Origin of the sequence: Geoalkalibacter ferrihydriticus DSM 17813, assembly GCF_000820505.1 — a bacterium.
In the GTDB taxonomy this organism is placed as follows: domain Bacteria; phylum Desulfobacterota; class Desulfuromonadia; order Desulfuromonadales; family Geoalkalibacteraceae; genus Geoalkalibacter; species Geoalkalibacter ferrihydriticus.
The window spans coordinates 66,827-93,237 of record NZ_JWJD01000006.1 but is presented as its reverse complement, the minus strand read 5'-3'; the positions used below and the strand labels follow the sequence as shown (position 1 = coordinate 93,237).

General features: G+C 61.3%; 25 protein-coding genes. 6 read left to right on the top strand and 19 right to left on the bottom strand.

All coding sequences use genetic code 11. From position 1 onward, the window contains the following. Positions 1-38: 38 nt before the first annotated feature. From hisIE to gluQRS, 15 genes are all read right to left on the bottom strand, one after another. Positions 39-731 carry a bifunctional phosphoribosyl-AMP cyclohydrolase/phosphoribosyl-ATP diphosphatase HisIE gene (gene hisIE, locus GFER_RS13645; RefSeq protein ID WP_040100286.1) on the bottom strand — a complete coding sequence of 231 codons (693 nt, stop codon included), beginning with the start codon at positions 729-731 and terminating at the stop codon, positions 39-41. 61 nt (positions 732-792) lie between these two features. After that, the gene (gene hisF, locus GFER_RS13640; RefSeq protein WP_040100285.1) at positions 793-1,560 is read right to left on the bottom strand and encodes an imidazole glycerol phosphate synthase subunit HisF; all 768 of its coding nucleotides are present in this window, start codon (positions 1,558-1,560) and stop codon (positions 793-795) included. A gap of 60 nt (positions 1,561-1,620) precedes the next feature. Then, the gene (hisA, locus tag GFER_RS13635) at positions 1,621-2,355 is read right to left on the bottom strand and encodes a 1-(5-phosphoribosyl)-5-[(5-phosphoribosylamino)methylideneamino]imidazole-4-carboxamide isomerase (RefSeq protein WP_040100283.1); all 735 of its coding nucleotides are present in this window, start codon (positions 2,353-2,355) and stop codon (positions 1,621-1,623) included. 59 nt (positions 2,356-2,414) lie between these two features. Continuing rightward, on the bottom strand, positions 2,415-3,041 hold the full coding sequence (gene hisH, locus GFER_RS13630) for an imidazole glycerol phosphate synthase subunit HisH (RefSeq protein WP_040100280.1): 627 nt from the start codon (positions 3,039-3,041) through the stop codon (positions 2,415-2,417). Next, positions 3,038-3,628 carry an imidazoleglycerol-phosphate dehydratase HisB gene (gene hisB, locus GFER_RS13625; RefSeq protein ID WP_040100278.1) on the bottom strand — a complete coding sequence of 197 codons (591 nt, stop codon included), beginning with the start codon at positions 3,626-3,628 and terminating at the stop codon, positions 3,038-3,040. Before hisB ends, hisH begins: the two co-directional genes overlap by 4 nt. A gap of 74 nt (positions 3,629-3,702) precedes the next feature. Beyond that, positions 3,703-4,992, bottom strand: a complete 1,290-nt coding sequence (gene hisD / locus GFER_RS13620; protein ID WP_040100276.1) for a histidinol dehydrogenase — start codon at positions 4,990-4,992, stop codon at positions 3,703-3,705. An 8-nt stretch (positions 4,993-5,000) separates the two neighbouring features. Then, on the bottom strand, positions 5,001-5,663 hold the full coding sequence (gene hisG, locus GFER_RS13615; RefSeq protein ID WP_040100273.1) for an ATP phosphoribosyltransferase: 663 nt from the start codon (positions 5,661-5,663) through the stop codon (positions 5,001-5,003). 86 nt (positions 5,664-5,749) lie between these two features. Continuing rightward, positions 5,750-7,003 carry a UDP-N-acetylglucosamine 1-carboxyvinyltransferase gene (gene murA / locus GFER_RS13610; protein ID WP_040100272.1) on the bottom strand — a complete coding sequence of 418 codons (1,254 nt, stop codon included), beginning with the start codon at positions 7,001-7,003 and terminating at the stop codon, positions 5,750-5,752. A 93-nt stretch (positions 7,004-7,096) separates the two neighbouring features. Beyond that, positions 7,097-7,957 carry a peptide chain release factor N(5)-glutamine methyltransferase gene (gene prmC, locus GFER_RS13605; RefSeq protein ID WP_040100271.1) on the bottom strand — a complete coding sequence of 287 codons (861 nt, stop codon included), beginning with the start codon at positions 7,955-7,957 and terminating at the stop codon, positions 7,097-7,099. Further along, positions 7,957-9,024: a peptide chain release factor 1 gene (prfA, locus tag GFER_RS13600; protein ID WP_040100270.1), complete on the bottom strand. Its 1,068-nt coding sequence runs from the start codon at positions 9,022-9,024 to the stop codon at positions 7,957-7,959. The genes prmC and prfA overlap by 1 nt, the downstream gene beginning before the upstream one ends. A gap of 3 nt (positions 9,025-9,027) precedes the next feature. Further along, positions 9,028-9,717: an FAD-dependent thymidylate synthase gene (thyX, locus tag GFER_RS13595; protein ID WP_040100269.1), complete on the bottom strand. Its 690-nt coding sequence runs from the start codon at positions 9,715-9,717 to the stop codon at positions 9,028-9,030. A gap of 132 nt (positions 9,718-9,849) precedes the next feature. Next, the gene (gene rpmE, locus GFER_RS13590) at positions 9,850-10,062 is read right to left on the bottom strand and encodes a 50S ribosomal protein L31 (protein ID WP_040100268.1); all 213 of its coding nucleotides are present in this window, start codon (positions 10,060-10,062) and stop codon (positions 9,850-9,852) included. A gap of 131 nt (positions 10,063-10,193) precedes the next feature. Beyond that, positions 10,194-11,441 (bottom strand): transcription termination factor Rho, encoded by a 1,248-nt coding sequence (rho, locus tag GFER_RS13585; RefSeq protein ID WP_040100267.1) that lies wholly within the window; start codon positions 11,439-11,441, stop codon positions 10,194-10,196. 539 nt (positions 11,442-11,980) lie between these two features. Beyond that, positions 11,981-12,775, bottom strand: coding sequence for a hypothetical protein (locus tag GFER_RS13580; RefSeq protein ID WP_040100266.1), 795 nt, complete (start codon positions 12,773-12,775; stop codon positions 11,981-11,983). Positions 12,776-12,850: 75 nt separating this feature from the next. Next, on the bottom strand, positions 12,851-13,780 hold the full coding sequence (gluQRS, locus tag GFER_RS13575; RefSeq protein ID WP_040100265.1) for a tRNA glutamyl-Q(34) synthetase GluQRS: 930 nt from the start codon (positions 13,778-13,780) through the stop codon (positions 12,851-12,853). 451 nt (positions 13,781-14,231) lie between these two features. Between gluQRS and GFER_RS13570 the strand changes: the two genes are divergently transcribed. The 6 genes from GFER_RS13570 to cysK all read left to right on the top strand — a co-directional run bounded on the left by GFER_RS13570 (position 14,232) and on the right by cysK (position 20,902). Beyond that, positions 14,232-14,693: an RrF2 family transcriptional regulator gene (locus GFER_RS13570; RefSeq protein WP_052446421.1), complete on the top strand. Its 462-nt coding sequence runs from the start codon at positions 14,232-14,234 to the stop codon at positions 14,691-14,693. A gap of 381 nt (positions 14,694-15,074) precedes the next feature. Next, positions 15,075-15,779, top strand: coding sequence for a phosphoadenylyl-sulfate reductase (locus GFER_RS13565; protein WP_052446420.1), 705 nt, complete (start codon positions 15,075-15,077; stop codon positions 15,777-15,779). A 69-nt stretch (positions 15,780-15,848) separates the two neighbouring features. After that, positions 15,849-16,745 (top strand): sulfate adenylyltransferase subunit CysD, encoded by an 897-nt coding sequence (gene cysD / locus GFER_RS13560; RefSeq protein WP_040100264.1) that lies wholly within the window; start codon positions 15,849-15,851, stop codon positions 16,743-16,745. Continuing rightward, positions 16,745-18,466: a sulfate adenylyltransferase subunit CysN gene (gene cysN, locus GFER_RS13555; protein ID WP_040100263.1), complete on the top strand. Its 1,722-nt coding sequence runs from the start codon at positions 16,745-16,747 to the stop codon at positions 18,464-18,466. Before cysD ends, cysN begins: the two co-directional genes overlap by 1 nt. Before the next feature lie 120 nt (positions 18,467-18,586). Continuing rightward, on the top strand, positions 18,587-19,906 hold the full coding sequence (locus tag GFER_RS13550; protein WP_040100262.1) for a nitrite/sulfite reductase: 1,320 nt from the start codon (positions 18,587-18,589) through the stop codon (positions 19,904-19,906). Between the two features lie 42 nt (positions 19,907-19,948). Further along, positions 19,949-20,902, top strand: a complete 954-nt coding sequence (gene cysK, locus GFER_RS13545) for a cysteine synthase A (RefSeq protein WP_040100261.1) — start codon at positions 19,949-19,951, stop codon at positions 20,900-20,902. A gap of 62 nt (positions 20,903-20,964) precedes the next feature. On the opposite strand, the gene GFER_RS13540 is transcribed toward cysK, so the two are convergent. The 4 genes from GFER_RS13540 to GFER_RS13525 form a co-directional block, all read right to left on the bottom strand. Continuing rightward, positions 20,965-23,853: an AMP-binding protein gene (locus tag GFER_RS13540; RefSeq protein ID WP_074669576.1), complete on the bottom strand. Its 2,889-nt coding sequence runs from the start codon at positions 23,851-23,853 to the stop codon at positions 20,965-20,967. A gap of 235 nt (positions 23,854-24,088) precedes the next feature. Beyond that, positions 24,089-24,919, bottom strand: coding sequence for a metal ABC transporter permease (locus GFER_RS13535; protein WP_040100260.1), 831 nt, complete (start codon positions 24,917-24,919; stop codon positions 24,089-24,091). Beyond that, complete coding sequence (locus tag GFER_RS13530) at positions 24,916-25,491, bottom strand: ATP-binding cassette domain-containing protein (RefSeq protein WP_040100259.1); 576 nt, start codon at positions 25,489-25,491, stop codon at positions 24,916-24,918. Before GFER_RS13530 ends, GFER_RS13535 begins: the two co-directional genes overlap by 4 nt. After that, the gene (locus GFER_RS13525; RefSeq protein ID WP_040100258.1) at positions 25,488-26,402 is read right to left on the bottom strand and encodes a metal ABC transporter substrate-binding protein; all 915 of its coding nucleotides are present in this window, start codon (positions 26,400-26,402) and stop codon (positions 25,488-25,490) included. Before GFER_RS13525 ends, GFER_RS13530 begins: the two co-directional genes overlap by 4 nt. Positions 26,403-26,411 lie beyond the last annotated feature (9 nt).

Genomic DNA, 26,411 nt, shown 5'->3' with positions numbered 1-26,411 from the left:
GTGATGGCCACCGAAATAGCAAGAATCTGTTTGTGGGTCTACGCTGAGCGGCTCGCCTTTTCCTCGATTCCGGAAAGGCCGAAACGCCGCCGCAGTTCATCATAGACACGCTCCGGCGGCAGGTCGTAATAACCCAGCAGCACCAGGGTATGGAAAAGCAGGTCCGCCACCTCATACACCACCTGCTCGGGATCGCCACCCTTGCCCGCCACGGCCGTTTCTGTGGCCTCTTCGCCGATTTTGCCGAGTATCTTGTCCAGGCCCTTGCCGAACAAGGAGGCGACATAGGATTTTTCCGACGGATTCCGGCGGCGTTCCTGAATCACATCGTAGAGAGCATTCAGAATGTCGTGACGTGCATAGGCGGCCAGAGGATCGCTGGTCTTCTCCCCCCGCACCTGCGCACCGGATTCTTCCCAGCTTCGGTAGAAACATGAATGGTGACCGGTGTGACAGGCCGCGCCTTGCTGCTCCACGCTGATCAGCAGACAGTCGGCGTCGCAGTCGAAGCGGATTTCACGCACCAATTGAACATGGCCCGAGGTTTCGCCCTTCATCCATAGTTTGCGCCGCGAGCGGGAATAGTAGTGGACCTTGCCGATTTTCAGGGTTTTTTCCACAGCCTCGGCATTCATGAAGGCCAGCATCAGCACCTCGCCGTTTTCCACATCGCGGGTAATGGCGGGAATCAGGCCGTTGGCGTCGAATTTGAGTTGATCGATCAGGGACATGAAAATCTCCGTGGGGGCGGATTGCATCCGCCCAGGGCGCACATCGGTGCGCCCCTGCAAATTACAAACGCACCGGCACCCCATGCTCGTGCAGATATTGTTTGCATTCGTCGATGCTGTACTCGCGAAAATGAAAGATGCTGGCCGCCAGAGCCGCGCTTGCCCCACCTTCCACGAGCCCCTCGCGGATATGCTCCAGATTGCCGACGCCGCCCGAAGCGATCACCGGAATGCGTACCCGGTCGCTGACCGCGCGGGTCAGGGCGATATCATAACCGTCCTTGGTGCCGTCCTTGTCCATGGAGGTGAGCAGAATCTCTCCCGCGCCGTAGCCTTCCATGCGAGCGGCCCACTCCAGCACGTCGATGCCGGTGGGATTGCGGCCGCCGTGGGTATAGACTTCCCAGGCCAAAGGGTCGCTGCCCGGCACGCGGCGCGCATCGATAGCCACCACGATGCACTGGGAGCCGAAGCGCTCAGCGGCCTCCTTAACAAATTCCGGCCGATGCACCGCGGCCGTGTTGATGGAAACCTTGTCGGCACCGGCATTGAGCAGATTGCGGATGTCGGCGATCTCGCGCACCCCGCCGCCGACAGTGAGGGGCATGAACACGCACTCGGCGGTGCGCGCCACCACGTCAAGAATGATGGAGCGCTTATCGCTCGACGCGGTAATGTCGAGAAAAGTCAATTCGTCGGCACCCTGGGCGTCGTAGGCCTGCGCCGCTTCCACCGGATCGCCGGCATCGCGCAGTTCAAGAAACTGCACGCCCTTAACCACTCGGCCGTCCTTGACGTCAAGACAGGGAATAATGCGTTTCGTCAACATGATCGCCTCAAGTTAGTCACGCCCCAGCCGATGTGCAAGGGGCGCTGAAAATTCTTTTTTTCAGCGCACCTCACCACGCGCCACCGCAATCGCATCACGCAGATCCAGGGCACCCGTGTAGATGGCCTTGCCGGTAATAACACCCGCCACGCCCAGGGATTCAAGGGCCAGCAAGTTACGAATGTCCTGCACGCTCGACACGCCGCCCGAGGCAATGACCGGGATACTGATGGCGCGGGCCAGATCGCCGGTAGTCTGCAGATTGGGCCCCTGCATCATACCGTCACGGGCGATATCCGTGTAGATGATCGCCTCGACCCCGTAGCCTTCGAGCTCCCTGGCCAACTCACTGGCTTTTTTCTTCGTCACCTCGGCCCAGCCGCGCACGGCGACGAAGCCGTCGCGCGCGTCGATGCCGACCACGATGGCGCCGGGGAACAGCCGGCAAGCCTCCTTGACCAGAGCCGGATTCTCTTTGGCCACGGTACCGAGAATCACCCGCTTGATGCCCAATTGCAGATAGCCCTCGATGGTCTGCAGATCGCGGATGCCGCCGCCAATCTGCGCAGGGATCTCAAGAGCGGCAACGATGGCCTGAATCGCCGCGCGGTTTTTCGGCACGCCGGCAAAGGCCCCGTCAAGGTCGACGATGTGCAACAGTTCGGCGCCCTGCTCCTGCCAGATGCGCGCCTGGGCGCCAGGGTCGTCGTTATAAACCGTGTCCTTGTCCATGAGCCCCTGCTCCAAACGGACGCAACGGCCTTCCTTCAGATCAATCGCGGGGATAACGAGCATAAAATAAAATCCTTCCGTAGGGGCGGACGGTGTCCGTCCAGGGCGCATGCCATACGCATTTACATGTTTGCGAAGTTTTGCAGAATCCGCAGGCCCACCTGTTGGCTCTTCTCGGGATGAAACTGGGTGGCCATAACATTGTCGCGCCAGATACTGGAGCAGAAATTGATGCCGTAGTCGGTGGTGGTCGCCACCACGCCGGGATCCTCGGGCACCACGTAATAGGAGTGAACGAAGTAGACAAAAGCACCGTCTTCGACCTCGCGGCAGATCGGTGCCCGCCGCGCCAGGGTGATGCGGTTCCAGCCCATATGCGGCACCTTGAGATCCTCGCCCCCCCCCTGCATATCCGCGGGGAAGCGCACCACCCGCCCGGGAATGATGTCGAGGCCCTGATGACGGCCGAACTCCTCACTTTCACTGAACAGCACCTGCAGTCCCAGACAGATGCCGAGAAAGGGACGAGCGGCCTCCACATGGGCCTTGATGGGTTCAATAAAGCCGCCCTCGCGCAGATGCTCCATGCAATCCTTGAAGGCGCCGACCCCGGGCAGCACCAGATGGTCGGCCTGCGCCGCCACCCGCGGATCGTCCGTCACCCGGGCACTGAAGCCCAAACTCTCGAAGGCGTTGTGCACCGAGCGCAGATTGCCCATGCCGTAATCAATGATGGTAATGCGACTCACTCCAGTTTTCCCTTGCTCGACAGTACGCCCTCGATGCGCGGATCAATTTGGGTTGCTTCATCCAGCGCCCGCGCGAAGGCCTTGAACACAGCCTCGATGATGTGGTGCAAATTGTCGCCGTAGGCCAGATTGACGTGAATGTTGGCGCCGCTGTGATTGCAGAAAGCGGTGAAAAATTCCTCCACCAGCTCCACGTCGAAGTTACCCACCTGAGCCTTGGGCAGATCGACGTTGAACACGAGAAAGGGGCGTCCGGAAAAATCAAGGATCACGGAGACCAGAGCCTCGTGCATGGGCGCGGTACCACGCCCGTAGCGCCGGATTCCGGCTTTGTCGCCGAGGGCCTTCTTGAAGGCTTCGCCCAGGCAGATGCCGATGTCTTCCACGGTGTGATGTGCATCGATCTCGATGTCGCCCTGCGCGGCCACCTCCAGGTCGAAAAATCCGTGGCGGGCGATCTGGGTGAGCATGTGATCGAAAAAGGGCACCGGGCTCTGGATCTCGCTTGCGCCGCGGCCGTCGAGTTCGAGGCTGACGCGGATGTCGGTTTCCCTGGTTTTACGTTCGATGGTTGCCTTGCGTGCCATGACTGTCTCCAATGGACGGGTAGGGCAAGGCATGCCTTGCCCAGGGCGACGCATGCGTCGCCCCTACATGTCGTTTATTTTTCCAGCCGGATCGACACCGAACGCCCATGGGCCTCAAGGCCTTCCAGCTCGGCGATGTGGACAATTTCTTTGCCCAGGCGCTCCAGTCCGTTGCGCGAGAAGGACACAATACTCGACTTCTTGACGAAATCATTGGTCGACAGGGGCGAAAAAAAGCGCGCCGTGCCGCCCGTGGGCAGAGTATGGTTGGGTCCGGCCAGATAATCCCCTGCCGCTTCGGGAGTGTAATGCCCCAGGAAAATCGCCCCGGCATGACGAATGCGCGGCAGAATCTCGAAGGGGTTGTCCACCGCCAGTTCGAGATGCTCAGGCGCGATGCGGTTGGAAAAGGCGATGGCCTCATCGAGATCGCGCGCGATGAAAATCGCGCCGAACGCCTCGATGGCCTTGCGCGCAATGGTTTCGCGAGAGAGTTCCTTGAGCTGCTTCTCCACCTCTTTGGCCACCTTTTTCGCGATTTTATCGTCGGTGGTGATCAAAATCGACGAGGCCAGCTCATCATGCTCGGCCTGGCCGAGCAAATCGGCGGCCAGATGCGCCGGGTCACCGCTGCCGTCGTTGATGATGAGTATTTCGCTGGGTCCGGCGATCATGTCGATATCGACCTGGCCGAACACCTGCTGCTTGGCGGTCGCAACGTAGATGTTGCCCGGCCCGGTGATCTTGTCGACACGCGGCACACTCTGTGTGCCGAAGGCCAGCGCCGCCACGGCCTGGGCGCCACCCACCTTGAAGATGCGATCCACCCCGGCCAGGTGCGCCGCCGCGAGTACGTGGGGATTGACTTCACCACCGGGCATGGGCACCACCATAATGACCTCGGGCACACCCGCGACCTTGGCCGGCACCGCGTTCATCAACACCGAGGAAGGATAGGCAGCCTTGCCGCCGGGCACATAGATCCCCACGCGATCCAGGGGGCGCACCATCTGGCCGAGGAGCACGTCCTCCTCCTCGGTCGAGAGCCAGGTCTGCTCCTTCTGCTTGGCGTGAAAGGCGGCGATGCGTTCCGCCGCCAGGCGCAGGGCTGCCAGAGATTCCTCGCTCACCCCGGCCAGCGCCTGATCGATCTCCTCGGCACTGACCTCCAGAGTCTCCGCGGTCAGGCGCAGGCGGTCGTACTTCTCGGTGTGCTCGAAAAGAGCCGAATCGCCACGGCGACGCACGTCGTCGATGATTTCCTGCACCGTAAAGCAGACATCACCCTGTGCAGCGGCGCCGCGGTTGACGATTTTTTGCAGGGTTGGTTCAAAGGCATCATCATTGAAACGCAGAATCCGCATATTTTTCCTCAACCTGAAATACGTACCGTCTCACCCACCACCTGCTCCAGCCCCTCGATGATTTTGCGGATGCGCTGATGCTTGGTCTTGAGGCTGGCGCGATTGACAATGAGACGCGTTGTGATGTCGGCGATGGTATCCACTTCGACCATGCCGTTTTCGCGCAGCGTGGCGCCGGTGGAGACCAGATCGACGATGCGCTCGGCAAGCCCCACCAGGGGCGCCAGCTCAATGGAGCCGTAGAGCTTGATCAACTCCACCTGCACCCCGCGGGCAGCGAAATAACGCTCGGTGATATTGGGGTATTTGGTGGCGACGCGAATGTTCGACCAGTTGGCGGGATCGTCCATGCGCTGCAACTCTTTGGGTTCGGCCACCACCAGACGACAATAACCGAACTTGAGGTCCAGCGGCTCATAGAGATCCTTGCCCTGTTCGAGCAGGGTATCTTTGCCCACCACGCCGATGTCCGCGCAACCGTACTCCACATAAGTCGGCACGTCGGTAGCGCGCACCGCCATGAAGCGCAGGCGATCTTCGCGGTTTTCGAACACCAGCTTGCGGCTGTCGTCGCTCATTTCAGGACAAGTGATCCCGATGCGCGCGAACAGCTCCATGGAATCTTTCATGATGCGCCCCTTGGGCAGGGCGAAAGTGATGGTGTCGCTCATAAAGGCTGTCCTTTGTCCTTTGTCATTTGTCCCTGGCAAAAAACCTGAAAAAACCAATGACCAGGGACATGCCGCCCATGACAGGTTTATTCCTTGACTCGCTCGATATCCGCGCCCAATCCTTTGAGCTTTTCTTCGATGCGCTCGTAGCCGCGGTCGAGGTGATAGATGCGCGAAACTTCGGTGGTGTTTTCGGCGGCCAGGCCTGCCAGAATCAACGAGGCGCTGGCGCGCAGATCGGTGGCCATGACCGGGGCGCCGAGCAGCTTTTTGACCCCGCGCACCACGGCGGTGTGCCCGTCGATAGCGATGTCGGCGCCCATGCGCTGCAACTCGCATACATGCATAAAGCGATTTTCGAAGACGTTTTCATTGATGACGCTGGCACCGTCGGACAGGGCCATGAGCGCCATGAATTGAGCCTGCATGTCCGTCGGAAAACCCGGATAGGGAGAGGTGCGAATATCGACGGGGGTAATGCGCCGCGGTCCCTTGACCCGCAGCTCGTCTCCAGCGCCGCTGATCTCAACCCCCGCCTCGCGCAACTTGACGATCAGTGCCTCCTGATGGGCGGAACGCAGTCCCCGAACCCGCACGTCGCCGCGCGTCATGGCGCCGGCGACAAGAAAGGTGCCGGCTTCGATGCGATCGGGCATGACCGTGTGTTCAAAGGGCTGAAGTTCACGTACGCCTTCAATGGTCAGGGTGTCACTGCCGGCCCCCTTGATGCGCGCACCCATTTTCACCAGGGCTTCCGCCAGATCGACGATCTCGGGTTCACAGGCGGCGTTTTCGATGACTGTCGTGCCCTTGGCCAGAGTGGCCGCCATCATCAGGTTTTCCGTGCCGCCCACGGTGGGAATATCAAAACGCACCCGCCCACCCTGCAAACTGCGGGCGCGCGCCTCGACATAGCCATGATCGAGAGTTATTTTCGCACCCAGCGCCTCAAAGCCCTTGAGGTGCAGGTTGATGGGCCGCGCGCCGATGGCGCAACCGCCCGGCAGGCTCACCCGCGCATGGCCGCAGCGCGCCAGCAGGGGCCCCAGCACCAGGACCGAGGCGCGCATGGTGCGCACCAGATCATAGGGCGCCTCGACGCTCTCGATAGACGTGGCGTCTACGGCAAAGGTGCCGTTTTCGCGCTCCACCCGGGCGCCCAGAATACTCAGCAATTTTTCGGCGGTATCGATGTCGCGCAAATGCGGCACGTTGCTGACACGATGCACGCCGGGCGCCAACAGCGTGGCAAAGAGCAGGGGCAAGGCCGAATTCTTGGCACCGCTGACCTGAACCTCACCCTTGAGCCGCCTGCCGCCATGAATGATGATTTTATCCAAAAAAAGACTCCGTCATTGGTCCTTTGTCCCTGGTGATTCGTCCCTGGTTAAAATCAAAAGAAACCGTGAGGGACAAAAAACCAGCAACAAGCCTTAGATGCGTCCGCCCACCACGCGGATGATCCCGGCGTAGTCGGCACGGGTATGAATCTCCCCAAGTCCCGCCTGTTGAAAAAGCTCTGTCACCGCCACCTCTTGCCCCTGACCGATTTCGACGAGCAGCCAACCGCCGGGGCTCAGACGCGTCGGCGCCTGGGAAGCCAAAGCGCGGTAGGCAGCCAGCCCGTCGGCGCCGCCGTCCAGGGCCAGGTGCGGCTCGAAGTCCCGCACATCGGCCATGAGGCCGGACAGATCGTCGCTGGGGATATAGGGTGGGTTGGCAATGATCAGATCGAATTCCTCTTCCGGCAGGTGCGCCAGGTCGCCGAGCAGAAAACGTATGCGCTCCCGCACCCCGTGCCGAGCGGCATTGCCTGTGGCCACCTCCAGAGCGAGATTCGACACATCGAGGGCCGTCATCTGCCAGGCGGGCCGTTCCACGACCAGGGCCACGGCGAGAGCACCGCTCCCAGTCCCGACATCGAGAACCCGGGCTTCAGCGGGACCGCAAGCCAGAGCCTCTTCTACCAGCACCTCGGTGTCGGGGCGAGGGATCAACACCCCCGATGAAACCTTAAAGGACAAAGACCAGAACTCCGCCTCGCCAAGAATGTAAGCCAGGGGTTCACGGCGCGCGCGCCGCGCCACCAGAGCGCGAAAGCGACTCAGCTCCTGCGCCTGCAAAGGTTGGTCATAGCGCAAATACAAGCCGACCCGATCGACTTCAAGGGTTGCGGCCAGCAGCAGATCGGCGTCAAGCCGCGCCGATTCGATACCACGTTCGCGAAAATAACCGGCGGTCCACTCCAGAACCTTGAGAACCGTCCAACTTTCATTCACCGGCGCAGCGGACACTAAGCCTCCTGCCCGCTGAGAGCATCACTCTGGGAGTGGGTGGTGAGCGCATCGACGATCTCATCGAGGTCGCCCTGCATAATGGCTTCGAGCCGATACAAGGTCAGGCCGATGCGATGGTCGGTGCAGCGCCCCTGGGGAAAATTGTAGGTGCGGATACGCTCGCTGCGGTCGCCGCTGCCCACCTGACTCTTGCGATCAGCGGCCATTTTCGCATCCTGTTCGGCGCGCAGACTTTCAAGAATGCGTGAGCTGAGGATCTTCATGGCCTTGGCTTTATTCTTGTGCTGGGACTTCTCGTCCTGGCAGGCTACCGCAACGCCGGTGGGGATATGGGTGATGCGCACCGCCGAGTCGGTCTTGTTGACGTGCTGGCCGCCGGCCCCGGAAGAGCGATACACATCGATGCGCAAATCGCCGGGATCGATGTCGAGGTCCACCTCGTCAGCCTCGGGAAGCACCGCCACGGTGCAGGCCGAGGTATGGATGCGCCCCTGGGCTTCCGTGGCCGGAACCCGCTGCACGCGATGGGTACCGCTTTCAAACTTGAGGCGCGAATAAACGCGGTTGCCGCGGATCAGGGCGATGACCTCCTTGATCCCTCCGGCGTCGGCTTCGGAAAGGCTCATGATCTCAACTTTCCAGCCCTTGGCGTCGGCGTAACGCGAGTACATGCGGAAAAGGTCGGCGGCGAACAGGGCGGCTTCCTCGCCGCCGGTGCCGGCGCGGACTTCGAGAAGAATGTTCTTGTCGTCGTTGGGATCGCGGGGCAGAAGCAGGAAATGCAGATCCTTTTCGAGCTGCTCCTTGGCCCCTTCGAGTTCGGGCAATTCGGCCCGCGCCATCTCTTTGACCTCGGGATCCGGATCGCGTAGCAGTTCGCGGTTACCGGCGATGGCCTCGCAGACTTTCTTATAACGCTGAAAGACCTCGACGACCTCCGAGAGAGAGGAATGTTCTTTGGTCAACGCGCGGTATTTCTCCTGGTTGGAGACCACCGTCGGATCCGACAGCAGGCCCTCCACCTCGCGAAAACGATCGACCACTTCTTCAAGCTTGTTGAACATGCATTATCCTAATTGCGAAAATTCTTCACGCACCTGCGCCATTTCACCGCAGGTCATGGCCCCTTCGGGACAACGCCCCGCCAGACACCCCGGCCCGGCATCGGCAAACAGCAGAGAGGCTGCCTTGCGGCACAAACGCAGCATGTCCACCGCCATGGCACGAATTTCCCATTGTGCCCGACGACAGCAGCGCAACTCAAAGAAGTGACGCAGCTCGCGCGCATTCATGGTCATCACGAGCTTGGTGGCAGCGGCATTGGGCAGCACGAAACGCGCGTCCTCGGCAGCAATTCCCGCATTGAGAAAATCACGGTAGGTCTCGTGTATCTGATGCAGCAGCGTTTCGTAGCGTTGCAGCAGTTCGGGCTGAGCAGCAATGCTCGGCGGCGTCACGGCATCAAAGCGCTCGCGATGCGAGACATAACGCTGACTCTGTTGAGAGTAGGAAGCGATGCGGTGGCGCACCAACTGGTGGGAGCAGGCACGGCTGATGCCTTCGATGCCGAAGGTAAAACTGGCGTGTTCGAGCACGGAAAAATGGCCCAACGACAGGATCTTGCGCAGAAACGCAGCACGGTCGGACCCCGACCTGTCCATCAGTTCGCCGATGGAAGAATCCGAATAGCACAGTCGTGCCGCGGCGGCCACCGTCCGTTCCGGATCGGGAGTATGGGTGAGCAATGAAACGCGCATGGAAAACCACGGGCGAAATCCGGGCCGAACCCGGGGAGGAAAGAATAGCCCTGAAAAAACTGCACGCCTGTCTCCCGCAGGGAGACAGGCGCAGGGCTTCAGAAAGGCAAGAACATTTCGAAAACGAGCAGGCTACTTCTTCTCACCCTGACCATATTTGCGACGGAAGCGCTCTACGCGCCCGGCGGTATCGATCAGTTTTTGCTTGCCGGTATAAAAGGGATGACAGGCAGAGCAGATTTCCGTCATGAAATCGCTTTTGAGAGTCGAGCGGGTTTCGACAACATTGCCGCAACCACACTTGATCTGAACGTCCTGATACGCGGGATGGATATCTTTTTTCATTGTGTTTCTCCTTGGGGCCTGGCGGGTACAGGCTGTATTGTTCGTGCCACAAAGCACAAGAGGTGCCTTTTATCACTTTTCCCACAAAAAAGCAAGGCCCGCATCGCCTGCATCGGCAGACCGGGCGGGGATTACTGATTCATGGATTCCAGAAATTCCCGGTTACTCTTGGTTTCTCCGAGCTTTTCCAGAAGAAACTCCAGACTGTCCACCACATTCATGGTGGAGAGAACCTTACGCAGCAACCAGATGCGCTGCAAGGAGGTCTTGTCGACCAGCAATTCCTCGCGCCGGGTACCCGACTTGTTGATATCGACGGCCGGGAAGGTGCGCTTGTCCACCAGACGCCGGTCGAGGAGCAGTTCCATGTTGCCGGTGCCCTTGAATTCCTCAAAGATGACCTCATCCATCTTGCTGCCCGTATCGACCAGAGCGGTGGCGATGATAGTCAGACTGCCACCCTCCTCGATGTTGCGCGCCGCGCCGAAAAACCGTTTGGGCTTGTGCAGCGCGTTGGAATCGACACCGCCGGAGAGAATTTTCCCCGAAGGTGGCACCACCGTATTGTAAGCACGCGCCAGGCGGGTGATGGAATCAAGCAAAATCACCACATCGCGCTTGTGCTCAACCAGCCGCTTGGCTTTTTCAATGACCATTTCCGCCACCTGCACGTGACGCGTGGCGGGCTCGTCAAAGGTCGAAGAAATGACCTCGCCGTTGACGTTGCGCTGCATGTCGGTGACCTCTTCGGGACGTTCGTCGATGAGCAGCACGATCAGGTAGGCTTCGGGGTGGTTTGCGGTGATGGAATTGGCGATATTTTGCAGCAGCATGGTCTTGCCGGTACGCGGTGGGGCGACGATGAGGGCGCGCTGCCCCTTGCCCACCGGAGTCGCCAGATCGATAACGCGCATCGGCAGATTGTCCGGCGCCGTTTCCAGGACCAGACGCTCCTCGGGATAGAGCGGGGTAAGGTTGTCGAACAGAACTTTTTCCCTGGCCACCGAGGGATTCTCGAAATTGACCTCGGCCACTTTGAGCAGAGCAAAATAACGCTCACCCTCCTTGGGCGGACGGATCTGCCCGGCAACCGTATCGCCGGTGCGCAGATTGAAGCGGCGGATCTGCGAAGGCGACACATAGATATCGTCGGGACCGGGCAGATAGTTGGCGTCGGGGGCACGCAGAAAACCGAACCCGTCCGGCAGGATTTCCAGGACGCCTTCGCCGAAAATCGCGCCGTTTTTTTCCGAGGCGGCGTTGAGGATGGAGAAAATCAGGTCCTGCTTGCGCATCCCCGCGGCGCCCTCCACACCGAGATCCTTGCCGATTGCAGTCAGTTCCTGGATTTTTTTCTCTTTCAGCTCTTTCAGGTTCATGGGCCTCCTAAACGCTCCTCTTCAAAGCTTCTCCACCGGTCCATGCCGGCGCTCCGGACAACTCCACGCGCGAACATGGGCCGCGCACCGCAGCAGATGCGGTTACTGGAGAGTCGACAATACAAATTAATATCTGTGAAAAACAGGGATATGTTGGCGGGTCTTCCTCATGCACGGCTGCGCGACTCCATAATCCGGGAGCTAGCGAACAGCGCTGCGCAAAAGACTCTTCGGTAAAAACGAGATGCCTGTCTCGTCGAGTCGTTTTAATAAAGAGCTCTATTTATCGATATTCGGCAACCAAGATTTTCGGATTTTATTTATCGAGTCGATTGGAAAGGAATGTAATTCTAGCAGATTGCACTTTGAATGAGTGGGTGTCGTCTGCAACAACACGCCCAAATACATAATCGCTTTCAAACTGAATGTCAACCAATAATTTCCGCAAGCTCCCGGTTTTGCGTCCCTAAGCACTTCGCCTGTCGGCTTTCCAGCCGGCAGGCGAAACCGCGGCAAAACGTCCATGGAGAAGATATTGCCTATTCCTGAGGCCGGGCGGCCGGGCGCCAGGAGCGGATAACTCCCGGCTTCAGACTACGGCCAATGCGCTCAAAAACCTCTGCGTAGAGTTTGGGATAAGTGCTGCGCGCCAACAGCCCACCCCCAGGTTCCTCCAGCGTTCTTTCGACACCCTGCGGGGTCAGAAACTTCAGCCGAACCGCATCGGCCTTATTGTAAAAAGCCTCGTCGAAATCCGGATATTGCAGGGCCAGAAATTTCGCGCCGGCACCCTCGTCAAGGCGCCATAGAATCTGTCCGTCGCGATCGATGACCACGGCGGCGGCCAAGACATTGTTGTATGGGGCTTCCAGAAAATTGAGGCGGGTGCGGTCCCAGCGCCGCTCCACGACCTCACGGCCGTGCAGGGTCACCACCAGCAATGCATCCACTACCAGTTCATCGGCTATCTGGCGTGCCGTCGACGCGGAGAAATCGTAGGGCAGCCCGCCGTCGTCGGCTTCCCGCGCAACCAGCAGCCGCTGAGAAAGACGGCGCGGATCCTGATTGACATGGCGCACGTCAAAAAAACCACCGCCGTCACGCAGAATCTGAATCAAGCGCTCTTCGCGCGCCGCGCTGTGGCGCCGCAACAGAGCCAGCACTTCTTCGCCCTGGGGATGCTGAATACTTGAGTCTTCGTCAATCAAAATCGGCAGCACGCCGAGAGTGCGCACCTGCTGGGTGAATTCTTCACGGGGAATTTTGTAGGTGCCGCTTTGGCACCCCGCCAAAAAGAGTACCAGAACCAACAAACTCACAACCAAGCGACGCATGTCCCTGCTCCTCCCTTGCTAAACGATCTGTCGACAAATCATACCCGCTATCGCGACTGCGAGCGAGAAAAATCACTATCCATCCCTACGTTCCGGCGCAAAAAAACCAGGCGCGACAGGAATAAGGGCCGGATCGAAGTGGCGCACCGCCCATTCCAGAACCACCCCGGGACTTTCTTGCGCAAGATCCGGCGGCACCTGTTGTCCGAGGAACTCCAGAACCCGGCACAACAACGGCGCGGGCTTCTCGCCGCAGCCAATGGAAACCGGGCCATGACGCTTGCTGATTTTCTCGCCATCTTCGCCCAGCGCCAGGGGCAAGTGGTAATAGAGCGGGGGCGCATGTCCGAGACATTCATGCAGATATATCTGGCGCGGAGTCGAACCGAGAAGATCGGCACCCCGCACCACCTGATTGACGCCACAGGCATGATCGTCCACCACAACCGCCAACTGATAGGCGAACAGCCCATCGGCGCGTCGCAGAATGAAATCGCCCACTGCCGTGGAAAGGTGCTGCTCCTGGAGGCCGCTCACCCCGTCGTTAAAACACAGAGTGGTTGCCGGCACGCGCAGACGCAAAGCCCGCGGCCTCCTTCCCCGCGGCAAGCCCTCGCGGCAAGTGCCGGGATAGATACCCCCCTCCTCCCCGACATGGGGCGCGCTGGCCAAAATCTCCCGGCGCGAGCAAGCACAGTCAAACACCAGCCCCTTGGCTTTCAGGGCCTCAAGAGCCTCCTCATAGACCGCCGTGCGGCGGCTCTGCCAGAGAACCGCACCATCCCAGCACAGACCGAAAGCTTCCAAGGTCCGCAGGATATCTTCCGCGGCCCCGGGCACGACCCGCGGCGCATCGAGATCCTCCATGCGCACCAGCCAGCGCCCACCATCGCGCCGCGCCAAGCAGTAACTGCCCACCGCCGCCACCAGGGAGCCAATATGCAGAGGGCCGGTCGGACTCGGGGCAAAGCGGCCGACGACAAGTGTCTTTTCAGAAAATGTCATCTTCGCTCAAATCACTTCAACCTGGATCCGTGAGATCTGGGCGGGAAAAGAGTGCCAGTGCTTGGCTTGAATAAGTGTTTCAAAAAATCTGAGGTGCACCCATAGGTTCATCGGCGATTTTTTGAATGCTTAGGCAGGTCAATGACTTGCGCTCTTGCCCGTTCGGATCTCACGGATCCAGGNGGCCTGAATAAGTGTTTCAAAAAATCTGAGGTGCACCCATAGGTTCATCGGCGATTTTTTGAATGCTTAGGCAGGTCAATGACTTGCGCTCTTGCCCGTTCGGATCTCACGGATCCAGGTTCAATGCATTGACAATATCAGCATCTTGCCGCTGGACCGCTCCCCTGTCAAGCCCGGAAGGCCGGGCATAAACCTTGAAAAACTTGACAAATACGACAGGGCCGAGTATCCATAACCTAAGTGGTTAACAATCCAGGGAGGCAGCAACGTGCTCATTACGCGCGCAACCGAATATGCCATCCGGGCGGTGCTGTATCTGGCCAAGCAACCCGAAGGCGAAATTGTTCTGAAAAAGGACATCTGCCAGACGCAGAACATCACCCCGGCGTTTCTCACCAAGATTCTACAACCGTTGATCAAAGCGGGCATCGTCGGCTCGCAGCGCGGCGTCGGCGGCGGCTTTTACCTGGCTCGCTCCCCCGAACGCATTACGCTACTCGATGTGGTTGAGGCCGAGGAAGGTCCCATTTACATCAACCAGTGCCTGATGGGGGAAGGCTCCTGCGCACGCGACGTCTTCTGTCCCGTGCATGGCGCCTGGCGGCACATTCGCGACGAGATGACGCGGGTGCTCGCCGAATACACCTTTGCCCGCCTATCCTCCATGGAAGAAGAGAATATCGCCGCGCTACCTCACCTGCAAAACCTCAGCGCGCCGCCGGCGGTCTGACCCCCCCCTATCCATCTGATTGAAGTGGCCGAACCCCACACCGGGTTCGGCCATTTTTTTGTCCGCTGAAAAAAACCCCGGACACTAGGAGGGAAAGCTGTCCAGGGCAAAAGAAGGCCATAGGCGGCCTTCGCAAATCTTCTTTGTTTGTTTTTATTATACTCCAGCCGCGCTGGAGGTCAATTTTCCCTGCACTGAAATATCCACCTTCCGCATCTTCAACAAACCCGCCCCCAGTTACTACATAAATTTTATAAAGTTTACAACTCCAAATTACCCGACAATTTTGCACATTTTATTCTTGACAATTCCACAGCAGACAAATATGATTTACCGGTCAATCAACGAATCAAACAACCAAGCTTTCCCCAGGAGACTACTGTGACTCAGTCAGGTTCGCCGCTGCCCCACCTCACGGAAGAGCATTCCCCCCAGACGATTCTGCGCGCCGGCCTGCAAGCTGCGGGTGGCCCCGTCGCCCTGGCCTGCTCCTTCAGCGTCGAGGACGTGGTGATCATCGACCTGCTCCAGGAAGTGGATCGCTCCGTGCGCGTTTTCGCCCTCGACACCGGCCGCCTCAACGAAGAAACCTACGAGGTGGCCGAGGCCGTGCGCGAGCGCTACGGAATCAAGATCGACTGGTATTTTCCCAAGCGCGAAGCGGTGGAAACCCTGGAACGCAGCAAAGGTCTGTTCAGCTTTCGCGAAAGCCTCGAAAACCGCAAGGAATGCTGCCGCATCCGCAAAATCGAACCCCTGGGGCGCGCCCTGGAAGGCCTCTCTGGCTGGATCACCGGCCTGCGCCGCGAACAGAGCGTCACCCGCGACGCCATCGCCCCCCTGGAAAGCGACGCCGCCCACGGTGGCATCCTCAAAATCAACCCCCTGACGTTCTGGAGCAGCGCCCAGGTGTGGGAATATGCCGAAAGCCGGCGCATTCCCGTCAACCGCCTGCACCGCCAGGGCTATCCGTCCATCGGCTGCGCTCCCTGCACCCGCGCCGTACAACCCGGCGAGGACGAACGCGCCGGACGCTGGTGGTGGGAAAACCCCGAGCACAAGGAATGCGGCCTGCACCGCCGGTAGGGGCGAGGCGCTGCCTCGCCCTGGGCGACCCAGCGGGTCGCCCCTACAAAGCACCGATTTGGAGGATTCATGTTGACCCATCTGAAACAGCTCGAAGCCGAGAGCATTCACATCATGCGCGAAGTCGCCGCCGAGTTTGAGAATCCGGTGATGCTCTATTCCATCGGCAAGGATTCTGCGGTCATGCTGCATCTGGCGCGCAAGGCCTTTTTTCCTTCGCGCCCGCCCTTTCCCCTGCTGCACGTGGATACCACCTGGAAATTTCGCGAGATGATCGAATTTCGCGACCGCATGGCGCATGAGGGCGGCTTCGATCTGCTTGTGCATATCAATGAAGAAGGTGTGCGCCAGGGTGTCGGCCCCTTCAGCCACGGCTCGGCGGTGCACACCGACGTGATGAAAACCGAGGCTCTCAAGCAGGCCCTCGATAAATACAAATTCGACGCGGCCTTCGGCGGCGCGCGCCGCGACGAGGAGAAATCCCGCGCCAAGGAGCGCATCTTTTCCTTTCGCAGCGAAAGCCACCGCTGGGACCCCAAGAACCAGCGCCCCGAGCTGTGGAACATCTACAACGCCCGGGTGCGCCAGGGCGAGAGCATCCGCGCCTTTCCCCTGTCCAACTGGACGGAACTCGACATCTGGCAATACATCTATTTAGAGAACATTCCCATCGTACCCCTCTATTTCGCCAAGCAACGACCGGTGGTGGAGCGCGACGGCATGCTTATCCTGGTCGATGACGCGCGGCTCGAACTTAAACCCGGCGAGCAGGTACAGACCAAATCGGTGCGCTTTCGCACCCTGGGCTGCTATCCCCTGACCGCCGCGGTGGAATCAACCGCCGCCACCCTGCCCGAAATTATCCAGGAGATGCTGCTCACCCGCACCTCCGAACGCCAGGGACGGGTCATCGACCACGACTCGGCCGGCTCCATGGAAAAGAAGAAGCAGGAAGGATATTTCTGATGGCCCATCAATCCGATCTCATCGCCGACGACATTCACGCCTACCTCAAACAGCAGGAAGAAAAAGGCATGCTGCGCTTCATCACCTGCGGCAGCGTCGATGACGGCAAGAGCACTCTCATCGGCCGGCTGCTGTGGGACTCGAAAATGGTCTTCGAGGATCAGCTGGCCAGCCTGGAAGCCGACAGCCGCCGCGTGGGCACCCAGGGCGAAAACATCGATTACGCCCTGCTCCTCGACGGGCTGCAGGCCGAGCGCGAGCAGGGCATCACCATCGACGTGGCCTACCGCTTTTTCTCCACAGACAAGCGCAAATTCATCGTCGCCGACACGCCCGGACACGAGCAGTACACACGCAACATGGTCACCGGCGCCTCGACGGCCCAAGTCGCCATTATTCTCATCGATGCACGCAAGGGCGTGCTCACCCAGACCCGCCGCCACAGCTACCTGGCGTCGCTGGTGGGCATCCGCCACGTAGTGCTGGCCATCAACAAGATGGATCTGGTCGACTACAGCGAGGAGCGCTTCAACGAGATTCTGCGCGATTACCGCAATTTCTCCGCCTCCCTGGGATTCGAGGAAATCCGCCCGATCCCCATCTCCGCCCTCAACGGCGACAACGTCATCACGCCCAGCGCCGCCACTCCCTGGTACCAGGGGCCGCAGCTGCTGGAATATCTGGAAAACGTGCAGGTCGCCGACAACGCCCAGGGCAAGCCCTTTCGCATGCGCGTGCAGTGGGTCAATCGCCCCAACCTCGATTTCCGCGGTTTCTGCGGTACAATAGCAGCGGGCACCATCCATCCCGGCGACGAGGTGGTGGTGACCTCCTCGGGGCAGAAGAGCCGCGTGGCGCGCATCGTCACCTTCGACGGCGACCTGCCGCGCGCCGTGGCGGGCCAGGCGGTCACCCTGACGCTTGCCGACGAGATCGACATCAGCCGCGGCGACACCCTGTCCGCCGTTGCAGAGGCGCCCTACCATGCCGACCATTTCGAAGCCAAGCTGGTATGGCTGCACGAGGACGCGCTGGTGGCGGGGCGCAGTTATCTGCTCAAGGCGGGTTCCTCAACCACGCCGGCGCAGGTCGTCGATCTCAAATTCAAGGTCAACGTCAACACGCTGCAGCAGGAACCCGGCGGCAAACTCGGCCTCAACGAGATCGGCGTGTGCGGCCTGAGCACCGCCAAACCGATTTCCTTTGACTCATACCGGCAGAATCGCGCCACCGGCAGCTTCATTCTCATCGACCGGCTCAGCAACGCCACCGTCGGCGCGGGCATGATTCATCAGCCCCTGCTGCAATCGCGCAGCCACTGGCAGAGCATCGAAGTGAGCCGGGAGAGTCGGGCCGCCCTCAAGGGTCAGAAGCCGCAGGTCCTATGGTTCAGCGGAGGCAACGGCGCACACCTGAGCGCCCTGGTGGAAAAGAAACTCCACAGTCTCGGCCGGCACAGCATGCGCCTGGTCAACCAGGGGCAGGAACCGGCGGAGCTCGCCGCAACGGCCCGCATTCTGCTCGACGCCGGGTTGATCGTACTGGTCGACGGCAGCGACGCCGCTCAGGTACGGACCCGGTTTGGCGAAGGCGAATTTACCGAGATCTGCCTCGCCTCCCCGGATTTCCCGGCGACGGATCAGGCCGAGTTGGTCCTGGCTGACAATCAGGGCGCACCCGCGGATCTGACCGAAGGCATCGTGAAGAAATTGGATCTGTAGGGGCAAGGCATGCCTTGTCCGGGGCGACGCATGCGTCGCCCCGACGATCGAAACGCGCAGGGGCGCAGCAGACTGCGCCCCTACTCCACAACCACAGGATAATCACCCAAGGACGCGTGCATGATTTCCGCCCACCCCGCAAAACGCACCATTGATTTCCAGAAACTACGCCTCGACGGCGTCTACCGCATGAACGACGAGGACGAGTTGATGCTGCGCATCAAGGTCCCCGCCGGGGTACTCTCTGTCGAACAGGCCCTCAAGGCGGCCGAGTTGGCCGAGCGCTTCGCCGGCGCACGCCTGCATCTGACCACCCGCGGCAGCATCGAATTGCACCGCGTGTGCTACACCGATCTTGCCGCCATCGGCGCCGGTCTCGCGGCGGTCGGGCTGACCAGCCGCGGCGCCTGCGGCGGGGCGGTACGCGGCATTGCCTGCAGCACCAGCTTTTCGCCCAATTTCGCTCAGACCCAGGCGCTGGCCCGTCGCCTACACCGGCATTTCGCCGGCAACCCGCACTTTGAAGGCCTGCCGAAAAAATTCAAGATCGCCGTGGAAGACGGCTACACCGGCGCGCGCCATCTGATTCAGGACATCGGTCTGGTTCTGGTCGGCAACGAAAACGGTGAAGCGCGCTATGACGTATGGGTGGGCGGCGGCCTCGGCCGTGAGCCCCAGGCCGCCATACGGCTTGAAGAAGCCTACGCTGAAGACCGTCTGCTTGCGCTGGTTGAAGCGGTGGTGCGCGTTTACGCCCGGCACACGCCGCCGGGCAAGCGCCTCAAGCTCCTGTTGCGCCGGGTCGGCGAAAGCACCTTCCGGCGCTTGCTGGAAACCGAACTGGCCGTTCGCCCCCAACAACTTGCCCCCGGCGGTCTCGATGCCGCGCCCGCGCCACCCGGGGGGGGCTTGCCGGTGACTGCGGCAATCTTTGCCGGGGATCTGGAGGCAGCCCTGCTGCGCCGACTGGCAGAACTTGCGCGCAGTCATGCCGGGGGCTATCTGGCCATCACCGCCGATCAGAACCTGGCCTTTGCCCCCTTAAGTGACGACGACCGCGATGCACTGATCGAAAGTCTCGCAACTGCCGGTCTGCGCGGCGACTCCCGGGAGGAACAAACCACCTTGCGGGTGTGCGTAGGCAACCATGCCTGCCGCATGGGGCTGTCACCTACCCGCGATGTGGCGCGCGCGCTGCTCAAGTCCATGCCTGCGGACGCCCGCAAACTGAGCTGGGCCATCTCGGGGTGTCCCAACAGTTGCAGCCAGGCGCAGCTCGCCGATTTCGGCGTGGTCACCAGCAGCCTGGCCAAGGACGAGAACGGCGAGCGCCACCCGCGCTTTGATATTTATCGGCGAAAAGACGCTGGGCTCGGTCAAAAAATTCAGATAGGGTTGAGCCTGAATGAATTGCTGGAGGCGGTTTCGCACGCAGACTAATCCACCACAGAGATCGACCGATTCCACACAAGGAGAATACCCATGGCCAACATCTACAATGACAACTCCCTCAGCATCGGCCGCACGCCCATGGTGCGTCTCAACCACATCGCACCGGGCGGCGCCACCGTGCTCGGCAAGATCGAGGGACGCAACCCCGCCTATTCGGTCAAATGCCGCATCGGCGCCTCCATGATCTGGGACGCCGAACAAAAAGGGCTGCTCGGCCCGGGCAAGGAAATTGTCGAGCCGACCAGCGGCAACACCGGCATCGCTCTGGCGTTTGTCGCCGCCGCGCGCGGTATTCCCATCACCTTGACCATGCCCGAGACCATGAGCATCGAACGACGCAAGGTGCTCAAGGCCTTCGGCGCCAACCTGATTCTCACCCCCGGCGCCAAGGGCATGGGCGGCGCCATCGCGGCGGCCGAGGAACTGGCGGCCTCCGATCCCAACCGCTACGTGCTGTTGCACCAGTTCAAAAATCCCGCCAACCCGGAGATTCACGAGCAGACCACCGGCCCGGAAATCTGGGAGGACACCGACGGCGCCATCGACGTATTGGTGTCCGGCGTCGGCACCGGCGGCACCATCACCGGGGTATCGCGCTACATCAAAAACACCAAGGGCAAAAAGATCGTCTCAGTGGCGGTGGAACCCACGGACAGTCCGGTGATCAGCCAGAAACTGGCCGGGGAGGAAATCAAGCCCGGTCCCCACAAGATTCAGGGCATCGGCGCAGGCTTCATCCCCGACACCCTGGATTTGTCCGTGGTCGATCAGGTGGAGCAGGTCAGCAACGACGAAGCGATAGATTTTGCCCGCCGTCTGGCCAAGGAAGAAGGTATTCTCGCCGGCATCTCCTGCGGCGCGGCAGTGGCCGTAGCGGCGCGCCTGGCGGTCAAACCTGAGTATGCCGGCAAAACCATTGTCGTGGTGCTGCCCGACTCGGGCGAGCGCTATTTGACCAGCGTGCTGTTCGAAGGGCTGGTCTGATTGAAAAAAAACCGGCGGAGAGGTTGAGTCGTTCTCTCCGCCGGTCCCATCAGAGTTGATGTTTATTGGCTGTTCCCTTCATCTCCCGATCCCTCTTTGCGCCCCTCTGCCTCCTCTTCCTCTTGTTCAGATTCGCCTGCGCCGCCCAGGTCAGGCTCCCCGCAGTGACGTAGAATAAAGCGCCGCGCCGCCTTGCGTAGTTTCAGCGCCTGATCCCAGGCATCGCCATCTTCATCCTCGATTTGGATGGGCTCTCCCACCCTGATGCTGACAGCGCCGTGACGCGGAAACCAGGATCCTTCGCGCAGCACGAAGCGCGTGCCGCGAATGGCCACCGGCACCACCGGCAGCTTGGCCGCGGCGGCGGTGGTAAAGGCCCCCAGGCGAAAGGTACGCAGACCCGGAACCCGGGTGAAGGTGCCCTCGGCGAAAAACAGCAGATGGCCTCCTGCGGTTCGCACCCGCCCACTGATGCGGCCGGCATCGGCGGCGGCGCGGCGGGGATCAAAGCGCTCGACAAACTCGGTGCCGATGCGGCGCAACAAAAAGCCGAGAATTTTGCGCTCGTTCAATTCGGCCTTGGCGACAAAACTCAGGCGCATGGGCAGCGCCGCCACCAGCGCATAGGCATCGAGGTAGCTGGCGTGATTGGCCACCAGCACACAGGGTTCCGGCGGCAAATGCTCAAGCCCTTCGACCTTGAGGGACAGCCCGGAGAGGCGCTGCGCCAGCCGCACGAGGGCGCGCAGCGGTCGCCAGTTCCAGGCATGGCGCGGCAAAGCCAGGACCACCAGGGTGGCCAGGGCCGCGGCCAGATAAAACAGCGCCCACAGGTAACCCGCATAGAGCAGACTCAGGGCCGCGGTGACGCTCCTGCGCCCGCCCGCGGCAAACGTCGAGAGGGCCAAGCGCAGGTTCTGCCGCCAGAGTTTCTCTCGTTTGCCCAGCTCACCGCGCTCGTAAAGCTCACGACAGGCCGAGCGGCGAATCTTGCCGCTGGAAGTCTTGAGCACCGAATGAGGCGGCACCAGCAGCAGATCATCAGGCGGGGTTTCGAGCAGATCCACCGCCAGATTCTTGATTTTACCGCGCAGTTTGTCCAGAACCTGCGGGTCGGATTCGCGCGTTTCAGCCACGACGACCAGCCGTTCGCTGCCCGTAGCGGGATCGGGGCTGCCGAAGACCACCACGTTGCCCTTGCGGATGCCGGTCAAACCACCCACCGCTTCTTCGAGTTCCTGGGGATAGATGTTGCGCCCGCCGATGATGATCAGATCCTTGCTGCGCCCGGTGAGATAGATATCGCCGTCGGCAAGATAGCCGAGATCCCCGGTATTGAGCCAGTCGCCGTCGAACAGGCGACGGGTCTCCTCGGGATTGCGGTAGTAGCCGCTCGTGGCAGAGGGGCCGCGAAACTGCACCCGCCCTTCGCGCCGATCCGGCAACTCCCGTCCGCTGCCGTCGACGATGCGGATTTCATGGCCCTCCAGAGGACGGCCGCAGGCCGCGATCAGCAGCGCATGCTCATCCTCCTTTTTGGCCGGGATCGCCTTCCCCGAGCGCGTCAGAGCCTCGCGCTCCACCCGGTCGACGAGGGGGCCGCGCCCGAGGGGCGGAAAGGCCAGCCCCACGGTATTTTCCGCCAGGCCGTAAACCGGCGCCACCGCCTCCCTGCGCAGGCCGTAGTCGGCGAAACGCTCGCAGAAGCGCTCCAGGGTCAGGGCGCTGACCGGTTCGGCGCCGTTGAAGGCACCGCGCCAGGAACTCAGATCCAAACCCGCGAGATCCTCATCCTTGAGTTTGGTCAGGCAGATTTCATAGGCAAAATTGGGCGCCGGCGAGAGAGTTCCCTGATAACGATGGATGGACCACAGCCAGCGCTTGGGGCGACCGAGAAAATCCAGGGGCGAGAGCAGCACCACGGGAACGGCGAAATAGAGGCCGGCCAGCCAGGTGCCGATGAGGCCCATGTCGTGGTAGAGAGGCAGCCAACTGACGATCACGTCGCCGGGACCCACCTCGACCGCCTTGCCCAGGGCGCGGATGTTGGCCAGCAGGTTGGCGTGGGAGAGCACTACGCCCTTGGGGTTGCCGGTACTGCCCGAGGTGTATTGCAAAAACGCCGTATCGTCGGACGCTATGGCGGGGCGGGAATAATCGCCGCCGCGCTCGGCGAGTTCCCCCACCGTGACCAGACTCTTGAGCGACGAAAGTTGCGCCTTGAGCAGCCGGGCGAAGGGCAGAGCTTCAGGCAGAGTGATCAGCGTCACCGCCGCGCAGTTGCTCAGAATCGCCTGCTGGCGCCGCAAATGGCTTTCCAGTTGCGTGCGCCGCACCGGCGGATAAAGGGGCACGGGAATCCCACCGGCCAGCAGGATGCCGAGAAAGGCAAACAGATAATCGGCGCTGGTGGGCAGCATGATCGCCACCGGCGAGCCGGCCTGGAGGCCGCGCCATTGCAACCCCGCGGCCACGGCCCGGGCACCTTCCCACAAGCGCTTGTAGGAGAGCACCTGCCCTTCGCCTTCATCGGCGTAGAAGCGCACCTGGGCATGATCGGGGTGGCGCTCGAGATGCCACTCGAAGGCTTCGACCAGGGTGCGCGCCTGCTTGGGCACCTCCGCCGGGGTGCCGGTTCCGCCGACCGCGATGCGCTCCGGGGAGGCGTCCTCAGCGACCTGCGCGCCGCCCAGCAGCGCCTCGAGCAGATCGCGGGGGGTTTCCGCCTCGGCGACGACCTCTTCCTCCAGCCGCACCGAAAAATGCTTCTCCAGCCGACTGAGCAGTTCCATGCGCGCCATGCTGTCCAGGCCGAGATCGCGGTCGAGGGAGCTGTCGAATTCCACTTTGGGGGTCTGCGCCGGATGCAGCTCGGCCACCACGTCCTGCAAGACCTTGATCAGGTCTCGCGCTGCCTGTTGGGGGTTGTCCCTGATCGCTTGATCAACCATCTCTCACCCTTGGCAAAATAACGATTCAGCCGAGGGATCCGGAGCGGTCGTGCCAAGGTGTCCGGCGCCTGGTCGGCGTCAGTCAAGCCTTCGATAAGAATTCATGCGGCTCTTGTCGCGAACGCTCCGGGACGCTCGGCAGATAACCCTGAATCGGTGCCGGAAATCTTTTCTCACCCCGATTATACCAGACCTGCGGCAGCGTCTGCCGCAGGGCATAGATTTATGTGCCGGGTCAGCATGCCCCGCCGCCTGCCGCGGCACTGTTGCGCTGATGTTGTCCAGGCTGGAAAAAACGCAGGGGCGCGAGCAGCACCAGCACCGCGACCAGCACCGGGCCAAAGGGCTGGTCGAGGAGAATCGCCGCGACAAAGGCGACCAAATAGGCGCCGAGGGCAAGCAAGCCGCTCAGCCAGAGGGTGGCGCGCCAACTCGGCGCAAGACGAAATGCGATCCAGGAGGGAATGAACACCAGGGCAAAGGTCGCCATGACTCCCACCGCGGTGGTGGTCACGGCCAAAACCGTCACCACCAGCAGATCAAAGATCAGGTGGTAGCGCCTGCCAGGCAGATCGTTGGCCGTGAAGTGGTCGGGGAACAAACGCCCCAGCAGCAGGCGCGGCGACAGCCACGGCAGAACAACCAGAAGCGCCACGGCCAGCAACAGGGCCGAGACGCCATGGCTCCAGCCGGTGAAATAGAGCTGTCCGTCCATCAACGCCTTGCCCAGCATTTCGCCATGGGGGCTGTTGGCGGCGATGAGCAGAGCAACGCTCCAACCGAGCAGAATCAAAATGGCGTAATTGTCATTGCCCGCCCTTTGCAGCAGCCCCTTGCCGATGCCGGCCAGAATCGCGGTAATAACCGCGGCCAGGAGCATCGGCACATGGAAAAGCACAGAGAGAATACCGCCGGCCGCAGCCACCTGCGCAAAGGCCAGAGATGCCAGCCACTCTTCGCGCAGACGCAGATAGGCACCGAGCAGTGCTGCCAGGGGCACCAGCAGCAGCCCGTTGAGAAAAGGCAGATGAAACAGGGGATCGAATATCAGGGCAAGATTGCTCATGGAGTCAACCGGATCACGCGGTCGCAGGCCGCGTTGAGAAATTCGCCTTCATGACTGACCAGCAGCACCGCGCGCCGCGCGGCATCACGCTTGAGCATGGCGGCCAGGGCCTGCATGGCGGCGGGATCGAGATTGTTGGTCGGCTCATCGAGCAACACCAGGCCGGCCTGACTGCCGAGGCAGGACCAGGTCTGCATCAATTGCAACTGACCGCCGCTGAGCCGATCGAGACGCACCGGCAGTAGACTTTGCAGAAAACCGGGCGCCTGCGCCGCGGGAGCGCCGGTGAGGCGCAGCAGTTCACTGCCGCTCAGAGGCAATTCGCCCATGCGCACGGGGCGCTGACGGTGGTGAGCGACACGCACATCAGGACGGCGTCGTACTTCCCCCGAAAAGATACGGGTAGCGCCGGTGATGGCGCCAAGCAGGGTCGATTTTCCCGCCCCGTTGCAGCCGTATAGTCCGACCACCTCGCCGGCCCACAGGGAAAATGACACGGGGCCGATGACCGGCCCCGCGTAACCTGCAACCAGATCCCGGCATTCCAGCAGCGGGAGCTGATCCTGCGTCATTGATTCTTACCCCGTGCGATGGCCTCGACCCATTGATCGATGAGGGCCAGATACTGCCCCGCGTCGGCATCCAGGGGCGGATCCAGAGGAAGGGCTTGCACCGGCCAGCCCAGAGTGCGTGCCACGAACTGTGGTCCCTGTGCAGGTTGGTGGTTGATGTACAACACCACCCCGCGACGCTCGCGCATTTCGCTCACCAGGGATTCCAGGTGACGCGCCGTCGGCGGAATGCCGGGCAGCGGCTCGATGTAGCCCAGCACCGGCACCTCAAGCAACTCCATCAGATAGTTGGCATCCTTGTGGAACAGCACCACGCCGGGCGCCCCCTGAACGTTCGCCTGCCAGTGCGGCAATCGCTCCTGAACCTGACGGGCGAAGGCCTCGGCGTTGCTCTGAAAGGTAGCGGCAGCCGCCGGCTGCATCTGGCCCAAACGGCCGGCGAGGGCGCGCGCCACCTCGGCCATGCGCACCGGATCCATGTTGACGTGGGGGTTGCCAGCCGGGTGCACGTCGCCCAGGGCGCGGTCAGCGGCTGCGCCGACTTCGATGAGCGGCACCTGCGCCGCCGCCTCAAAGTAACCGGAACGACCGGGCAGAACACGCGGATTGGCCGCGCCCTGCAAAGCCGGCGGCAGCCAGCCCACTTCGAGCTCGGCGCCCACGGCGACCACCAGATCGGCGCGCCGCAGGGCCACCATCATACTCGGGCGGGCCTGAAGGTAATGAGCGTCGCGGTCGGGCGGCGCCAACACGGTGACGCGCACGGCCTCACCGCCTACGGTGCGCGCCAGCATGCCCATGGCCGAGGTGGTCGCGACGACCTCGGTTTTTGCCAGGGCGGTGCCGGCGCTCAGCAGAAGCAACGCCACCGACATCAGGAAAAGGCCGAAAATGCGGGATTTTGACCTCATAGACTTTCT

What these genes read in the sequence shown, in the direction of transcription:
- hisIE (WP_040100286.1), bottom strand. Translation starts at nt 731, where the DNA reads ATGTCCCTGATCGATCAACTCAAATTCGACGCCAACGGCCTGATTCCC.
- hisF (WP_040100285.1), bottom strand. Translation starts at nt 1,560, where the DNA reads ATGTTGACGAAACGCATTATTCCCTGTCTTGACGTCAAGGACGGCCGA.
- hisA (WP_040100283.1), bottom strand. Translation starts at nt 2,355, where the DNA reads ATGCTCGTTATCCCCGCGATTGATCTGAAGGAAGGCCGTTGCGTCCGT.
- hisB (WP_040100278.1), bottom strand. Translation starts at nt 3,628, where the DNA reads ATGGCACGCAAGGCAACCATCGAACGTAAAACCAGGGAAACCGACATC.
- hisD (WP_040100276.1), bottom strand. Translation starts at nt 4,992, where the DNA reads ATGCGGATTCTGCGTTTCAATGATGATGCCTTTGAACCAACCCTGCAA.
- hisG (WP_040100273.1), bottom strand. Translation starts at nt 5,663, where the DNA reads ATGAGCGACACCATCACTTTCGCCCTGCCCAAGGGGCGCATCATGAAA.
- prfA (WP_040100270.1), bottom strand. Translation starts at nt 9,024, where the DNA reads ATGTTCAACAAGCTTGAAGAAGTGGTCGATCGTTTTCGCGAGGTGGAG.
- thyX (WP_040100269.1), bottom strand. Translation starts at nt 9,717, where the DNA reads ATGCGCGTTTCATTGCTCACCCATACTCCCGATCCGGAACGGACGGTG.
- rpmE (WP_040100268.1), bottom strand. Translation starts at nt 10,062, where the DNA reads ATGAAAAAAGATATCCATCCCGCGTATCAGGACGTTCAGATCAAGTGT.
- rho (WP_040100267.1), bottom strand. Translation starts at nt 11,441, where the DNA reads ATGAACCTGAAAGAGCTGAAAGAGAAAAAAATCCAGGAACTGACTGCA.
- GFER_RS13580 (WP_040100266.1), bottom strand. Translation starts at nt 12,775, where the DNA reads ATGCGTCGCTTGGTTGTGAGTTTGTTGGTTCTGGTACTCTTTTTGGCG.
- gluQRS (WP_040100265.1), bottom strand. Translation starts at nt 13,780, where the DNA reads ATGACATTTTCTGAAAAGACACTTGTCGTCGGCCGCTTTGCCCCGAGT.
- cysD (WP_040100264.1), top strand. Translation starts at nt 15,849, where the DNA reads ATGTTGACCCATCTGAAACAGCTCGAAGCCGAGAGCATTCACATCATG.
- cysN (WP_040100263.1), top strand. Translation starts at nt 16,745, where the DNA reads ATGGCCCATCAATCCGATCTCATCGCCGACGACATTCACGCCTACCTC.
- GFER_RS13550 (WP_040100262.1), top strand. Translation starts at nt 18,587, where the DNA reads ATGATTTCCGCCCACCCCGCAAAACGCACCATTGATTTCCAGAAACTA.
- cysK (WP_040100261.1), top strand. Translation starts at nt 19,949, where the DNA reads ATGGCCAACATCTACAATGACAACTCCCTCAGCATCGGCCGCACGCCC.
- GFER_RS13540 (WP_074669576.1), bottom strand. Translation starts at nt 23,853, where the DNA reads ATGGTTGATCAAGCGATCAGGGACAACCCCCAACAGGCAGCGCGAGAC.
- GFER_RS13535 (WP_040100260.1), bottom strand. Translation starts at nt 24,919, where the DNA reads ATGAGCAATCTTGCCCTGATATTCGATCCCCTGTTTCATCTGCCTTTT.
- GFER_RS13530 (WP_040100259.1), bottom strand. Translation starts at nt 25,491, where the DNA reads ATGACGCAGGATCAGCTCCCGCTGCTGGAATGCCGGGATCTGGTTGCA.
- GFER_RS13525 (WP_040100258.1), bottom strand. Translation starts at nt 26,402, where the DNA reads ATGAGGTCAAAATCCCGCATTTTCGGCCTTTTCCTGATGTCGGTGGCG.